Raw genomic sequence first — 14,239 nt, forward strand, 5'->3', positions numbered from 1 at the left:
GGCGTCGGGTTCCCCTGTGTCGTGAATCCGGCGCACGGCAGGCACTCACGTCTTTTTGACCGGAGATAGGGTACGCCCGCTGGCTGCAATTTTCCGTTTTTCGGCCTATATGCTCTGGTGAGATATTTCTCGCCAACAAGGACCAGATTTCATGACTGAAGAAAACAAGTTCCCGCCAGAAAACAATTTGCCTGCCGGCTATGAACCAGCCAAGGTTTGGGAATGGAAGCAAGGCAATGGCGGACGCTTCGCCAATATCAATCGTCCTGTCTCCGGCCCGACCCAAGACAAGGAACTGCAGATCGGCAAGCACCCGCTGCAGCTTTACTCGCTGGCGACACCAAATGGCGTCAAGGTGACGGTGATGCTCGAGGAGCTGCTGGCTGCCGGTCATGAGGGTGCAGAATATGACGCCTGGCTGATCAATATCGGTGAAGGCGACCAGTTCGGTTCGGGCTTTGTCGACATCAATCCGAACTCGAAGATCCCGGCACTGGTCGACCATTCGACACCGGAGCCGACACGGCTGTTTGAAAGTGGCTCGATCCTCTTGTATCTCGCCGAGAGATTTGGCGCGTTCCTGCCCGAGGAGCACCATGCGCGCACCGAAGCGCTCAACTGGCTGTTCTGGCAGATGGGCTCGGGCCCGTTCCTCGGCGGCGGCTTCGGGCACTTCTATGCCTATGCGCCGATGAAGATCGAATACGCCATCGACCGCTTCGCCATGGAGGTCAAGCGCCAGCTCGACGTGCTCGACAAGCGCCTTGCCAACAATGAGTTCATCGCCGGAAGCGAGTATTCGATTGCCGACATGGCGATCTGGCCCTGGTATGGCACGCTGCTGCAGGGGAATGTCTATGGCGACGCTGCAACCTATCTCGAAACAGACAGCTACACCAATCTGAAGCGCTGGACCGACCAGATTGCCGCGCGTCCCGCGGTCAAGCGTGGACGCATGGTTAACCGCGCCTTCGGCGAGCCGTCCGAGCAGTTGCACGAACGCCATGACGCAAGCGATTTCGAGCTGCGCACCCAGGACAAGCTGGACGCACTAACCGAAGGCAAGAACTGATGGCAAAACTGCCGGAAATGACCAAGCACCGCGGAATCCCCTCCGGCCTGCCCGGCACAGGCTTCCAGTTCACCATTCGCCGCGCCAATCCGCGCGGCGTGACGGCGATCATCAGCCGGCGCCGCATGGCCGACCGGACGCCGACGGAGAAACTGGCTGATGTCGCATTTCTGCACGCGCTCTGGCACAAGTTCGGCGATGAGCCGTTCGAGCGCGGCAATCTTGATGCGGGCCGGATCAGCTGGCTGTTCGGTCGCGAGATCGTGGCCGCAGAAGACCCCTTCGATGCGCAATCCTACACGGCCATGCTGCAAATTGACGAGCGCGCGGGGCGGGCAAGCTACCCCGATGCGTTCGAGGACGTGCTGATCGTTTAGAAGGCATTTGAGAAACCTCTCCCCTCATGAGGGGAGAGGTTCGGGCGGAAAACCGGGCTCCGGACCACCCGATGACACATCGGGAATGGCCCGAACGAGACGACTGGAAGTCATGGGCCGCAGGCCCATCAGCGGGGGTAAAGTACATGTTTTCCAAGATCCTGATCGCCAATCGCGGTGAAATTGCCTGCCGGGTGATCAAGTCCGCACGGGCTATGGGCATCAAGACGGTTGCGGTTTATTCCGACGCCGACCGCGATGCTGTGCATGTGGCGATGGCCGACGAGGCCGTGCATATTGGTCCCCCGCCGGCCAACCAGTCCTACCTGATCCCCGAGAAGATCATCGCCGCGTGCAAGCAAACCGGCGCGCAGGCCGTGCATCCGGGCTACGGGTTCCTGTCCGAGCGAGCCTCGTTCTGCGAGGCGCTCGAGAAAGAAGGCATCGCCTTCATCGGCCCGAAGGTCAAAGCCATCGAGGCGATGGGTGACAAGATCACCTCCAAGAAGATTGCGGCGGAAGCCGGCGTGTCGACAGTGCCGGGCCATATGGGGCTGATCGACGACGAGGCGCATGCGGCCAAGATTGCAGCCGAAATCGGCTATCCAGTGATGATCAAGGCGTCGGCCGGCGGCGGTGGAAAGGGTATGCGCATTGCCTGGAATGACGCCGAGGCGCGCGAGGGCTTCACGCGCTCGAAATCGGAAGCGGCGAGCTCTTTTGGTGACGACCGGATCTTCATCGAGAAATTCATCGAGGAACCGCGCCATATCGAGATCCAGCTGATCGGCGACAGCCACGGCAATGTCATTTATCTCGGCGAACGCGAATGTTCGATCCAGCGGCGGAACCAGAAGGTGGTGGAGGAAGCCCCCTCACCTTTCCTTGATGCCGCAACCCGCAAGGCCATGGGCGAGCAGTCGGTGGCTCTGGCCAAGGCGGTTGACTACCAGTCGGCCGGCACGGTCGAATTCATCGTCGACAAGAACCTCAAGTTCTTCTTCCTCGAGATGAACACACGGCTGCAGGTCGAGCATCCGGTGACCGAGTTGATCACCGGCGTTGATCTGGTCGAACAAATGATCCGCGTTGCTGCCGGCGAGAAGCTCGCCTTCTCGCAGGCTGATGTGAAGCTCACAGGCTGGGCGGTCGAAAGCCGGCTCTATGCCGAGGATCCCTACCGCAATTTTCTGCCCTCGATCGGCCGACTGACGCGCTACCGGCCGCCGGAAGAAGGCACGACCGACGGCATCACCATCCGCAACGATACCGGTGTCACCGAAGGCTCCGAGATCTCGATGTTCTACGACCCGATGGTCGCCAAACTCTGCACCCATGCGCCGACGCGGCTTGAGGCGATCGACGCCATGGCCGACGCGCTGGACCGGTTCGAGGTCGAAGGCATCGGCCACAATCTGCCGTTCCTGTCAGCATTGATGCAGCATCCGCGCTGGCGCGAGGGGCGGTTGTCGACCGGCTTCATCGCCGAGGAATATCCCGACGGCTTCGGCCCGGTGCCGCCGAACGAGGCGACCGTTGAACGTTTCGCCATCGCGGCATTGCTGCTCAGCCACATTCTTGGCGAGCGCAATGCGCAGATTTCCGGTGCGCGCTTCAGCCAGGTCGAAAAACGCGCCCACGAGGACAAGGTGGTGCGGGTCGCCGGTCAGGAGATCACCGGGCATATCGACGACACCGATGACGTCTATCTGGTGCGGCTGCCCGGCCGTGAACCGATGGCGGTGGCGACCGACTGGATGCCGGGCGCGCGGCTGGCGATTTTTGACATCGATGGTGACCTCCATGCGATCAAGGTCGAACCCGCCGACGCTGGCTGGCGGCTCAGGCAATTGGGTGTCGACGTCCGGGCGCAGGTGTTCAGCCCGCGTGTGGCGGAGCTTGCCCGGCTGATGAAAGCGAAGGTCGCGCCGGACACCTCGGGCCTGCTGCTGTGCCCGATGCCGGGGCTGATCGTCTCGATCGCTGTCAACGAGGGCGACGAAGTTCAGGAAGGCCAGACGCTGGCCATCGTCGAAGCGATGAAGATGGAGAACGTGCTGAAAGCCGAGCGCAAGGGCATTGTCTCGCGCATTCCGGTGAAAGCCGGCGACAGCCTCGCCGTCGACGAGATCATCATGGAGTTCGCAAAATGAGCAAGACCACCCGCGACTGGCTCGATCTCGCCACCAAGGATCTCAAGGGCAAGCCGATTGAAAGCCTGAACACCGCAACGCCGGAAGGCATCACGCTGAAGCCGCTCTATACAGCTGAAGACCTGCCCGAAAGAGCAGCGTCGGAGCTGCCGGGCTTCGCGCCGTTCACCCGCGGCGTGCGCGCCACGATGTATACCGGCCAACCCTGGACCATCCGGCAATATGCCGGGTTTTCGACGGCGGAGGACTCCAACGCGTTCTACCGCAAAAACCTCGCCGCCGGGCAAAAGGGCCTGTCGGTGGCGTTCGATCTCGCCACCCACCGGGGCTATGATTCCGATCATCCGCGGGTGACCGGCGATGTCGGCAAGGCCGGCGTGGCGATCGACTCGGTCGAGGACATGAAGATCCTGTTCGATGGAATTCCGCTGGGCGAAATGAGCGTGTCGATGACCATGAACGGGGCGATCATTCCCGTGCTGGCAATGTTCATCGTTGCAGGCGAGGAACAGGGCGTCGAGCGCGCGGCACTCACAGGCACGGTGCAGAACGACATCCTCAAGGAGTTCATGGTCCGCAACACCTATATCTATTCGCCCGAACCCTCGATGCGGATTGTCGCCGACATCATCGAGTTCACGTCGAAGGAAATGCCGAAGTTCAACTCGATCTCGATTTCCGGCTACCACATGCAGGAAGCCGGCGCGACGCTGGCGCAGGAGCTGGCCTACACGCTGGCCGACGGCATGGAATATGTCCGCGCCGCCCAGACCAAGGGGCTCGATGTCGACGCCTTTGCCGGACGGCTGTCGTTCTTCTTCTGCATCGGCATGAATGTGTTCATGGAAGCGGCGAAACTGCGCGCGGCCCGCGCCATGTGGTCAAAGATCATGACCGATTTCGGTGCCAAGTCCGAGCGTTCGAAGATGCTGCGCACCCATTGCCAGACATCGGGCGTGTCGCTGACCGAGCAGGATCCTTACAACAATGTGGTCCGCACCGCCTTTGAAGCCATGGCCGCGGTGCTGGGCGGCACCCAGTCGCTGCACACCAATTCATTCGATGAGGCGATCGCGCTGCCGACGGAATTCTCCGCCCGCATCGCCCGCAACACCCAGCTCATTCTGGCGCATGAGACCGGCATCACCAATGTCGTCGATCCGCTCGGTGGCTCCTATTATGTCGAGAAGCTGACGGCTGATCTGGCCGAAAAAGCCTGGGAGCTGATCGCCGAGGTCGAGTCGCTCGGCGGCATGACCAAGGCGGTCGAGCAGGGCCTGCCGAAGATGCGCATCGAGGAAGCCGCTGCCCGGCGGCAGGCGCGGATCGACCGTGGCGAGGACGTGATCGTCGGGGTCAACCGCTTCCGGCTTGCCGACGAGCCCCAGGTCGACATTCTCAATATCGACACCGACAAGGTGCGCGCCGGTCAGGTGGCGCGGCTCAACAAGATGCGCGCCAACCGCGACCCGAAGGCGCAGGAAGCGGCAATTGCAGCGCTGGAGCAGGTGGCGAAGTCAGGCAAGGGCAACCTGTTGTCCGCCGCCGTCGACGCGGCACGGGCGCGGGCCTCGCTGGGTGAGATTTCCGACGCAATGGAGCGTGGCTTCGGTGGCCGTCACCACGCGGTGACCAAGGTGATTGGCGGTGTCTATGAGGACGTCTATCACGACGATCCGGAATACCAGGCAATCCGCTCGCGCATCGCCGACTATGCGGCGGACAAGGGCCGCGCACCGCACGTGCTTGTGGCCAAGATGGGCCAGGACGGCCACGACCGCGGCGCCAAGGTGATCGCCACGGCGTTTGCCGACATGGGCTTCAAGGTGGATCTCACCGACATGTTCGAAACACCGGCGGAAGTCACCGACAAGGCCATCGCGCTAGGCGTTGACGTGGTCGGCGTCTCATCACTCGCGGCTGGTCACAAATCGCTGGTGCCCGAGCTTATCAACCGACTGAAAGACAAGGACCGTGCTGACATCCAGGTCGTCGTCGGCGGCGTCATCCCGGAACAGGATTACGGGTTCCTGCGCGAAGCCGGCGTGGCCGAAATTTTTGGTCCCGGCTCGAACGTGCTCGATGCCGCGAATGCCGTGCTGGCACGGATTTCGGGCGTGAGACGGAACGTGTGAGGCCGCTGCAAGCGCCCCTCATCCGTCAGCTTTGCTGACACCTTCTCCCACGAGGGGAGAAGGGAGATCGGGCATTTTCCCAGCTTACCCCCTTCCTTCTCCCCTGGTGGGAGAAGGTGGATACGGGCGTTCCGTGAACGCCCGTAGACGGATGAGGGGAAATTCTCAGTGGACACTACCGCCAGTCCTGCCTGAGCGACACATCCCGGGCAAAGGCCAGGATCGTCGCGCAGGTGCTGTCGAGATCGCGCATGACGTCGTCATTCCAGAACCGCAGCACCCGGAAGCCGTACTCTTCAAGCTTTGAATCACGGGTCACGTCCCGCGCGCTTTCCGCATGCTGACTGCCATCCAGCTCGACGATCAGTTTCGCTTCCATGCAGACGAAGTCGGCAATATAGGACCCAATCGGCACCTGCCGCCGGAACTTCAGCTTGTCGAGCCGACGGTTGCGCAAGGCGCCCCACAGCCGCTGTTCCGCTTCTGTCGGAGCTCTGCGCATATCGCGCGCGAAACCGCGCAGCCGGTCGATGTTCTTGCTCATCAAGCGACCCTCATCAAAAATGACAAGACCCCTCATCCGTCTGCGCCGGTTCACGGAACCGACGCATCCACCTTCTCCCACGAGGGGAGAAGGGAGGTCCAGCACAAGTCTCTATTACGATCTCCCGCGAACAGGAACGCTGATAGATCTTTTCTCTTGCACTCTGCAATTTTGCCTAGGTTACCGCCAAAGCTGGAGCAATCAAGCTGTTCCGTGCAGCCCCTTCCTTCTCCCCCCGTGGGAGAAGGTGGATCCGGGCGTTCCGTGAACGACCGGAGACGGATGAGGGGACGGATGCAAAGGCTGATTCAGTGACCCCACGTCCTCCCCAGCAACGCCATCCAGTTCTTGCTGGCGATCTTTTCGATCAGCGCTTCGCTATATTGATGCTCGCGCATCTGACCGATCAACGCCTGCACGCCCGTGACATCTCCAATCACATCAGGCAGTTCGGCGCCGTCGAAATCGGAACCGAAGCCGACGTGGTCCTCGCCCAACTTGTCGACCAGATGATCGAGGTGGCGCATGACCGGGTCCCAGCCGCAATCGGTTGCCTTGCGGCCGTCGTCGCGCAGGAACACGGTGGCGTAGTTGAGGCCGACCATGCCGTTGCTCTCACGGATCAGGGCAAGCTGCCGATCGGTGAGGTTGCGGGTTGAAGGCGTGACCGCGTGGGCATTGGAATGGGTGGCGACCAGCGGCGCATCCGAGAGCCGGGCGACATCGTCAAAGCCCTTCTCGTTGAGATGCGACAGGTCGATCATGATCTTGAGCTCGTTGCAGGCCTTGACCAGTTGCTTGCCGGCTTCGGTCAGGCCCGGTCCTGTGTCGGGGTCGCCGGGAAAGCGGAACGGCACGCCGTGGCCGAACACCGTCGGGCGGCTCCATACCGGGCCGAGCGAGCGCAGCCCCATGGCGTGAAAGGCGTAGAGCGCGTCGAGATCCGGCCCGATCGCTTCGGCACCTTCCATGTGCATGATCGCGGCGATGGTGCCGTCGGCCATACAGGCGCGCAGATCGGCACTGGTGCGGCAGATCTTCAGCGCGCCTTTCGATGCCCGTTCCATCCACATCAGATGCGCTGCCATTTGCAGCGCTGTCGCCTGAGTTTCATCGGCATTCATCAGATCGGGCAAAGGCAGATCATAGGGCGGCGCGTCCATCATCGCCTGGTAATCGGGCGCATTTTCCTCATGCGGCGATGGAATGTAGATGGCGAAAAAACCGCCGGCGAAACCGGCCTTTTGCATCCGCGGCAGGTCGAGGTGCCCCTCCTGACCCGCTTCAAGCCACATGGCTTCGCGGCGCTCGGGCTCGCGCAGCAATCGCAACAGAAAATCATTGTGGCCGTCGAAGAAAGGCATATTGGCCATGGCTGGATCCTTCAGCGCTGAAGAGCGGGGTCGCGGGTAAAGCCCTCGCTCGCTGTCAGCAGGTTGCGTGTGTAGTCTTGTTTTGTGGCGTGGTTCTGAAGGTCGCTGCGGGTCAGGTGCTCGACCACCCGGCCCTGCTGCATCACCATAAGCCGGTCGCACATATGCGACACGACAGCAAGGTCATGGCTGACCAGCACATAAGTCAGGCCGCGCTCGTCGCGCAGCCGGTCAAGCAGATTGAGCACTTCAGCCTGGATCGAGGCGTCCAATGCCGAGGTCGGCTCATCAAGCAGGATGATCTTGGGCTCCAGAATCAAAGCCCGTGCGATGGCGACACGCTGCCGCTGGCCACCGGACAACTGGTGCGGGTAGCGGAAGCGGAAACCCGATCCGAGGCCGACTTCATCCAGTGCCCGCGCGACACGTTTCTCGCGCTGGTCAAAGCCATGAATGGCAAGCGGTTCGGACAACACCCTGTCCACAGTATGGCGCGGGTGCAGCGAGGCGTAAGGATCCTGAAACACCATCTGGACGCGGCGATAAAACGCCGGATCGCGCGGTGTGGATACGGGAGTTCCATCTATTGCAATGGTTCCGCCGGTGACGGGCGCCAGGCCACAAATCGCGCGCAACACCGTCGACTTGCCGGAACCGCTTTCGCCGACAATGCCGAAACTTTCCTCTTCGTCGACCGAAAATGACACCCCCCTGAGGGCGTGAACCAATTGGCCGCTGTTTCCGAAGGTGACTTCAAGGTTTTCAATGTCGATGAACGCCATTCCCGTCCTCAATCCAGCCATGCATCGTCGCGCGTCAGCACTGGCAGCGGACGGACATCACTTGAAATCTTTGGCAAGCAGTTGAGCAAGCCTCTTGTATAGGGGTGCTGCGCCTCATGCATTTTGCTTGCAGCAAGCTCTTCTACCACCTGGCCCGCATACATGACCAGCACACGGTCACAGAAGGTCGAAACCAGCTTTAGATCATGGCTGATGAAAATCAGGCTCATGCCGCGCTCGGTGACGAGATTGTCGAGAATACGCAGCACCTCGATCTGCACGGTCACATCGAGTGCCGAGGTTGGCTCGTCAGCGATCAGCAGATCAGGTTCGGTGACCAGCATCATGGCGATCATGGCGCGCTGGCCCATGCCGCCGGAGAGTTCATGCGGGTAGGCCGCCATCACCCGATCCGGATCACGGATCTGCACGGCTTCAAGCATGGCAATGGACTTGTCGCGCGCTTCCGACTTGCCGCCATGCAGCTTGACCGCCTCCATGATTTGCTTGCCGATGGTCATCACCGGATTGAGCGAGAATTTCGGATCCTGCATCACCATCGACATGCGCGCACCACGCAAGCCTCGCCACTGCTTTGGTGTGGCGTTGCGCAGATCAATGCCGTCAAATTCCAGCCTGCCGGCGGTCGCAGTGCCGGTCACCGGCGTCAGTCCTAGAATGGCGCGGCCTGTCTGGGACTTGCCCGACCCGCTCTCGCCGACAATGCCGAGCCGCTCGCGGCCCAGCTCGAAGCTGACACCGCGCACCACTTCCACCGGCCCCTGGCGCGAAGGAAAGGAAATGCGCAAATTCTCGACCGACAGCAGTGAACTCATTTCACCGCCTTCGGATCGAGCACGTCACGCAGACCATCGCCAAGCAGGTTGAAGCCAAGCGAGACCAGAAAAATTGCAGCGCCGGGCATGGTGGCGACCCACCAGTAATCAATGATGAAGCGGCGTCCGCCGGCAATCATGGCACCCCATTCAGGTTGCGGCGGCTGCGCGCCCAAACCGAGGAAACCCAGCCCGGCGGCCGTGAGGATAATGCCGGCCATGTCGAGCGTCACCCGGATGATCACCGATGACAGGCAGAGCGGTGTGACATGCCCCCATATGATGCGCGCGGACGAGGCGCCCTGCAGGCGGATCGCGTCAATATGTTCGGCGTTGCGAATGGTCAGCGTTTCGGCGCGGGCCAGCCGGGCATAGGGCGGCCATGAGGTGATGGCGATGGCAATGATGGCGTTCTCGATCCCCGGCCCAAGGGCAGCGACAAAGGCCAGCGCCAGGATCAATCTGGGAAAAGCCAGGAAAATGTCGGTGATCCGCATCAGCACGACATCGAGCCAGCCACCGAAATAACCGGACGTGGTGCCGACCAGCAACCCGATCGGTGTCGCGATGATCGCCACCAGCGCCACCACCATGAGCGTCAACCGCGCGCCATGAACAACCCGGCTGAAGATGTCGCGGGCGAGGTCATCGGTGCCCATCCAATGGTCCATCGAAGGGGGCAGCAGCCGCGCTGTTCGCAAATCACCGCCAAGCACAGGATCATAAGGCGCGATCACATTGGCGAAGATGGCGACAAGTATCAGCAGCAGGACGATGCCCAGACCAACCATGCCGAGCCGGTTCCTGGTGAAGGCCAGCCAGGTTCGCCATATCTGTCCCAGACGCGCCTGATTGCGGGAACCGGGTTGTTCGGTCAGCAGCCACTCGGAGAGCCCCGTGGGCGGTGGGGTGGCTGTCATGAGCGCCTCCTGACCCGTGGATCGAGCAAGGTGTAGAGAAAATCGGACAACAGGTTGAGGCCGACAAAGATGATGCCGATCAGCAGAGTTCCGCCGAGCACGGCGTTCATGTCGGCGTTTTGCAGCGAATTGGTCAGGTATTGCCCGAGGCCGGGCCAGGCAAAAACAGTTTCGGTCAGCACCGAACCTTCGAGCAGCCCCGCATAGGACAGCGCGATCACCGTGACCAGTGGAACGGCAGCATTCCGGAGCGCATGCACCCAGATGATGCGCCATTCGGCCACGCCCTTGACCCGCGCGGTGACGACATATTCCTGCGCCAGCTCATTGAGCATGAAGCTGCGGGTCATGCGTGCGATGTAGGCCATGGAAAAATAACCCAGCAACGCCGCAGGCAAGGCTAAGTGGGACACTACGTTGCGAAATGCGCCCCACTGCCCCTGCATCGCGGTATCGATGAGAAACAGCCCGGTTTTCGGCGTGAATGCATATTCGTAGGAAATGTCGATGCGGCCGGGGCCGGCGACGAGGCCCCATTTGGCATAAAACAGCAAAAGCCCAAGCAGGCCGAGCCAGAAGATCGGCGCGGAGTAACCGACTAGGCCGAGTATCCGGACCACCTGGTCGACCAGCTTGCCTTGCCGGACAGCGGCCCAGACCCCTATCGGGATGCCGAACATGGTTCCGATGACAATTCCGACGGTGGCAAGTTCCAGTGTGGCGGGAAATACCCGAATGAGGTCGTCGATGATGGGTTTCTTGGTCAGCAGGCTCTCGCCAAAATCACCGGTGACTGCCTTTTCGACATAGAGTCCAAATTGCACATAGAGCGGACGGTCAAGCCCCAGTTCTACAAACATCTTGTCATAGGTGGATTGCGATGCACGGTCGCCAACAACGGACAGAACCGGATCCACCGGGACGACCCGGCCGATCAGGAAGGTGACGATCAGCAACCCGAATATGGTGACGGCAACAGTTGCACTCAGCCGCAAGGCCTTGCCGAACAGAGCAGGAAGGGCGCTCGTGCGCCCTTCCGAAGAGACAGACAGGTCTGACAATTACTTGGTCACCGCCTTGAACGAGTTGTCGTTGAACGACGGGCCAACGATGAAGCCCTCGACGTTCTTGCGGCGGGCCAGAACTTCAATCTCCTGGAACATGATGACAAACGGTGAAGTCTGCTGATGTTCAGTCTGGAGATCGACATACATCTGAGCGCGCTTCTTGGCGTCGCCTTCGAGAATCGCTGCGTCAGCCTTCAGGGTCATTTCCGGGATGTCCCAGGCATTGCGCCAGGCCAGGGGCTTGGAAGCGGCATCGTCGGAGTTGTCCGGGTTGCGGGCAAAGGTATCGGCATTGGTGTGCGGATCCTGATAGTCTGGCCCCCAACGACCGATATAGATGTCGTGGTTGCGGGCGCGGTATTTGGTCAGCGTCTGCTGTCCATCGCCCGGGATCAGCTCCATCTTGATGCCGGCCAACGCCATGGTCTGCTGGATAGTCTGACCCATAGCGGTGATTTCATTGGTGTTGCGGGTGTCCATGGTGACGGTGAAGCCGTCCGGCAGCCCCGCTTCAGCCAACAATTCCTTGGCCTTTTCAACATTGAGCGAGAACGGAGTGTCTTCCAGAGCACCGAGGAAGCCGCGCGGCAGGAAGGCCTGATGCGGGATGACCTTGCCCTTCATGATGGTGTCAGAGATTGTCGCATAGTCGATCAGGTATTTCATCGCCTGACGAACCTCAGGCTTGGCCAGGTTTTCGTTTTTCTGGTTGAGGCCGAGATAGTAGATCGAGCCCTTCACACCGCTCTCGATGACAATGTCGGCATTGGTCGACATTGCAGTGATTTCCTCGGCGCTGACATTGCGGGCTATATCGATATCACCCTGCTCGAGCAGCAGCCGCTGGGTCGCGGTTTCAGGAATATGGCGGTAGATGGCGCGGGCCATTGGCGGAGCTTTGCCAGAGTAATTGTCGTTGCGTTCAAGCACAACAGCTTCGTTGGCGCGCCAATCGCGAATGGTGAAGGCGCCGGAACCGGCATAATTGGTCTTGAGCCAGTCGTAACCGAAATCGCCGTCAACTTCGTGGCTCGTCACCACTTCCTTGTCAACGATGAAGCCCACCGTTGCGGTCAGGCAATAGAGCACCAGCGTCGGCGCATAGGGCTTGTCCATCTCGAATTCGAAGGTCATGTCGCCGGTCTTGCGGATCATGGCGTCGACATTGTCGGCGTTGAAGCCGAACTGCGTGAGAATGAATGCCGGCGATTTGTCGAGCTTGATGACTCGCTGCAGCGTGTAGACCGCATCTTCAGCGGTGATCGGATTGCCGGAGGCAAACTTCATGTCCGGACGGATGGTGAATGTGAAGGTTTTGCCGTCTTCGGAGACATCCCATTTCTCGGCAATAACACCGAAAATTTCGGACACGTCCTTGACGTTGTAGCCGACCAGCCCCTGGTAGGAGTTGCCGAGGATTTCCGACGCGCTGAATTCGAAGACTTCAGCCGGATCAAGCGTAATGATGTCGTCAATCGCCCAAGCTTGAATGAGTGTGTCAGCCGGTGTTTCGGCTTGCACCGTGACCGGTGAGAAGGCAGCTACTGTGCACATAAGCGCCACAGCCACGAATTTTTGAACGTGTTTCACGATACGGCTCCCAGTTATTATGTTCCCTATTGCGGACTCGCGGGCGCGGGATAATTGTCCCTTCTCACCCTACGTAATGTTCATTGAGGCCACAGCCCCAAGGGCCTGTCAAGCAGGCCTCGCTTTATGCTGAATGATGATCGTCCTGCTATGCGGCCTTGGCCAAGCGCAAAAAGCCCGCAGTTCCGGCCTGCTTCCCGAATTCAGCCACATCACTCCGACAAATATTTTTATGCCTAAAATTTATTGCGCCCGGAACCGTTCCCCGCATAGGTTGCTAGACGCCTGCAACTCCAGTCGAAATTGCGGCCCAGGCAAGCCCCAGCAGGAAAATTGTTTCCAAGACGATAATGGCGACATGCCGCCAACCGAGATCAAGCATGGCCTTCATGTTGGTGCGTACGCCAAGTGCCGAAATCGCCACCACCAGCAACCAGGAAGAGCCGTTGACGGCTGCTGCAGCGACGACTGCTGGAATGAGTCCCGTGCTGTTGGCGAGGGTTACGGCACCAAAGCCTATCACGAAAAGCGGCAGGCGCACCTGAGAAAATCCGCTGCCGCGTTGCATGGTGGAAAGCGCCACAATGATCAGCACCACAGGCAGCAAGGTGACGCGCAGCAATTTGACGATTGTCGCCATATCGCCGGCTTCGGTCGAAATCGAATAGCCCGCGCCCACCACTTGCGCCACATCATGCACCGTTGCGCCAATCAGAAAGCCGCTTTGTGCATCGCTCAGCCCGGCGAGACCGAAAAGCACCGGATAGATGATCATGGCAATGGTCGACAGAGTGGTGACTGCGACGACCGTAAAAAGCACATTGCGCTCGGTCTTGTCGTTGACTGGAATCACCGCCGCCAATGCCAGCGCCGCTGAAGCCCCGCAGATTGCCACCGCGCCACCGGTGAGGATCGCAAACCGCCAGCCGCGCGAAAACAGCTTTGCGCAAATGAAACCAAAACCGATGGTCAGAGCCATCAGTCCCGCAACCGTGACCAATCCGGAGGTTCCGATACCTGTGATATCGCCCAGGGTGATGCGCGCGCCGAGCAAGACGATCCCTAACCGCAGAAGTGACTTCGAGGCAAACACCACGCCTTCGGAAGTCCGCTCCTGGTCGGCCATGAAATTGAATGCCATGCCGATCAGAAGCGCAAACAGCATGACCGGTGCTGCGTAATGATCGGACAGGAACCGCGCCGCCACGGCTATGGTGATTGCCAGCAGCAGACCGGGAAACAGGATGCGGGCACGCGCCTGTAAATCAGACAAGGAGGTCATGTATACGGGCATCCCTGCACATGAATGGAGAACCGTTGCAACGTTCGTGCCGGGAACGGCGCAGCGGCCCGCCGGAGCCCGGGACCTGCCCCTGCCACCAGCGCAGCG

Annotated in this window: 12 protein-coding genes; 4 read left to right on the plus strand and 8 right to left on the minus strand. The window is 60.4% G+C overall.

Features of this window, described 5'->3' with window-relative positions; all coding sequences use genetic code 11:
* Positions 1–151 precede the first annotated feature (151 nt).
* From yghU to scpA, 4 genes are all read left to right on the plus strand, one after another.
* Positions 152–1,072 carry a glutathione-dependent disulfide-bond oxidoreductase gene (yghU, locus tag IMCC20628_RS18295; RefSeq protein ID WP_047031393.1) on the plus strand — a complete coding sequence of 307 codons (921 nt, stop codon included), beginning with the start codon at positions 152–154 and terminating at the stop codon, positions 1,070–1,072.
* Positions 1,072–1,449, plus strand: a complete 378-nt coding sequence (locus tag IMCC20628_RS18300; RefSeq protein WP_082128224.1) for a hypothetical protein — start codon at positions 1,072–1,074, stop codon at positions 1,447–1,449. Before yghU ends, IMCC20628_RS18300 begins: the two co-directional genes overlap by 1 nt.
* Before the next feature lie 146 nt (positions 1,450–1,595).
* A complete protein-coding gene (locus IMCC20628_RS18305) occupies positions 1,596–3,602 on the plus strand; it encodes an acetyl/propionyl/methylcrotonyl-CoA carboxylase subunit alpha (protein WP_047031394.1) in 2,007 nt (668 codons plus the stop codon).
* On the plus strand, positions 3,599–5,737 hold the full coding sequence (scpA, locus tag IMCC20628_RS18310; RefSeq protein ID WP_047031395.1) for a methylmalonyl-CoA mutase: 2,139 nt from the start codon (positions 3,599–3,601) through the stop codon (positions 5,735–5,737). Before IMCC20628_RS18305 ends, scpA begins: the two co-directional genes overlap by 4 nt.
* Before the next feature lie 175 nt (positions 5,738–5,912).
* Here the strand turns inward: scpA and IMCC20628_RS18315 are convergent, their stop codons facing one another.
* The 8 genes from IMCC20628_RS18315 to IMCC20628_RS18350 all read right to left on the minus strand — a co-directional run bounded on the left by IMCC20628_RS18315 (position 5,913) and on the right by IMCC20628_RS18350 (position 14,131).
* Complete coding sequence (locus IMCC20628_RS18315) at positions 5,913–6,281, minus strand: DUF559 domain-containing protein (protein WP_047032749.1); 369 nt, start codon at positions 6,279–6,281, stop codon at positions 5,913–5,915.
* A gap of 308 nt (positions 6,282–6,589) precedes the next feature.
* Positions 6,590–7,654 (minus strand): dipeptidase, encoded by a 1,065-nt coding sequence (locus IMCC20628_RS18320; protein WP_047031396.1) that lies wholly within the window; start codon positions 7,652–7,654, stop codon positions 6,590–6,592.
* A gap of 11 nt (positions 7,655–7,665) precedes the next feature.
* Complete coding sequence (locus IMCC20628_RS18325) at positions 7,666–8,436, minus strand: ABC transporter ATP-binding protein (RefSeq protein WP_047031397.1); 771 nt, start codon at positions 8,434–8,436, stop codon at positions 7,666–7,668.
* Positions 8,437–8,444: 8 nt separating this feature from the next.
* On the minus strand, positions 8,445–9,272 hold the full coding sequence (locus IMCC20628_RS18330) for an ABC transporter ATP-binding protein (RefSeq protein WP_047031398.1): 828 nt from the start codon (positions 9,270–9,272) through the stop codon (positions 8,445–8,447).
* Entirely contained in the window at positions 9,269–10,192 is a 924-nt protein-coding gene (locus IMCC20628_RS18335; protein WP_047031399.1) for an ABC transporter permease, read from the minus strand. Before IMCC20628_RS18335 ends, IMCC20628_RS18330 begins: the two co-directional genes overlap by 4 nt.
* Positions 10,189–11,202: an ABC transporter permease gene (locus tag IMCC20628_RS18340; RefSeq protein WP_245307959.1), complete on the minus strand. Its 1,014-nt coding sequence runs from the start codon at positions 11,200–11,202 to the stop codon at positions 10,189–10,191. The genes IMCC20628_RS18335 and IMCC20628_RS18340 overlap by 4 nt, the downstream gene beginning before the upstream one ends.
* 51 nt (positions 11,203–11,253) lie before the next feature.
* Positions 11,254–12,849 (minus strand): ABC transporter substrate-binding protein, encoded by a 1,596-nt coding sequence (locus tag IMCC20628_RS18345; protein WP_245307820.1) that lies wholly within the window; start codon positions 12,847–12,849, stop codon positions 11,254–11,256.
* 277 nt (positions 12,850–13,126) lie between these two features.
* On the minus strand, positions 13,127–14,131 hold the full coding sequence (locus tag IMCC20628_RS18350) for a putative sulfate exporter family transporter (protein WP_047031401.1): 1,005 nt from the start codon (positions 14,129–14,131) through the stop codon (positions 13,127–13,129).
* Positions 14,132–14,239 lie beyond the last annotated feature (108 nt).

The organism is Hoeflea sp. IMCC20628 (assembly GCF_001011155.1).
Lineage (GTDB): Bacteria > Pseudomonadota > Alphaproteobacteria > Rhizobiales > Rhizobiaceae > Hoeflea.

Excerpts from the sequence above, each read along its gene's own strand:
- yghU (WP_047031393.1), top strand. The coding sequence starts at position 152 with ATGACTGAAGAAAACAAGTTCCCGCCAGAAAACAATTTGCCTGCCGGC.
- IMCC20628_RS18335 (WP_047031399.1), bottom strand. The coding sequence starts at position 10,192 with ATGACAGCCACCCCACCGCCCACGGGGCTCTCCGAGTGGCTGCTGACC.
- IMCC20628_RS18315 (WP_047032749.1), bottom strand. The coding sequence starts at position 6,281 with ATGAGCAAGAACATCGACCGGCTGCGCGGTTTCGCGCGCGATATGCGC.
- IMCC20628_RS18320 (WP_047031396.1), bottom strand. The coding sequence starts at position 7,654 with ATGGCCAATATGCCTTTCTTCGACGGCCACAATGATTTTCTGTTGCGA.
- IMCC20628_RS18350 (WP_047031401.1), bottom strand. The coding sequence starts at position 14,131 with ATGACCTCCTTGTCTGATTTACAGGCGCGTGCCCGCATCCTGTTTCCC.
- scpA (WP_047031395.1), top strand. The coding sequence starts at position 3,599 with ATGAGCAAGACCACCCGCGACTGGCTCGATCTCGCCACCAAGGATCTC.
- IMCC20628_RS18305 (WP_047031394.1), top strand. The coding sequence starts at position 1,596 with ATGTTTTCCAAGATCCTGATCGCCAATCGCGGTGAAATTGCCTGCCGG.
- IMCC20628_RS18300 (WP_082128224.1), top strand. The coding sequence starts at position 1,072 with ATGGCAAAACTGCCGGAAATGACCAAGCACCGCGGAATCCCCTCCGGC.
- IMCC20628_RS18325 (WP_047031397.1), bottom strand. The coding sequence starts at position 8,436 with ATGGCGTTCATCGACATTGAAAACCTTGAAGTCACCTTCGGAAACAGC.
- IMCC20628_RS18330 (WP_047031398.1), bottom strand. The coding sequence starts at position 9,272 with ATGAGTTCACTGCTGTCGGTCGAGAATTTGCGCATTTCCTTTCCTTCG.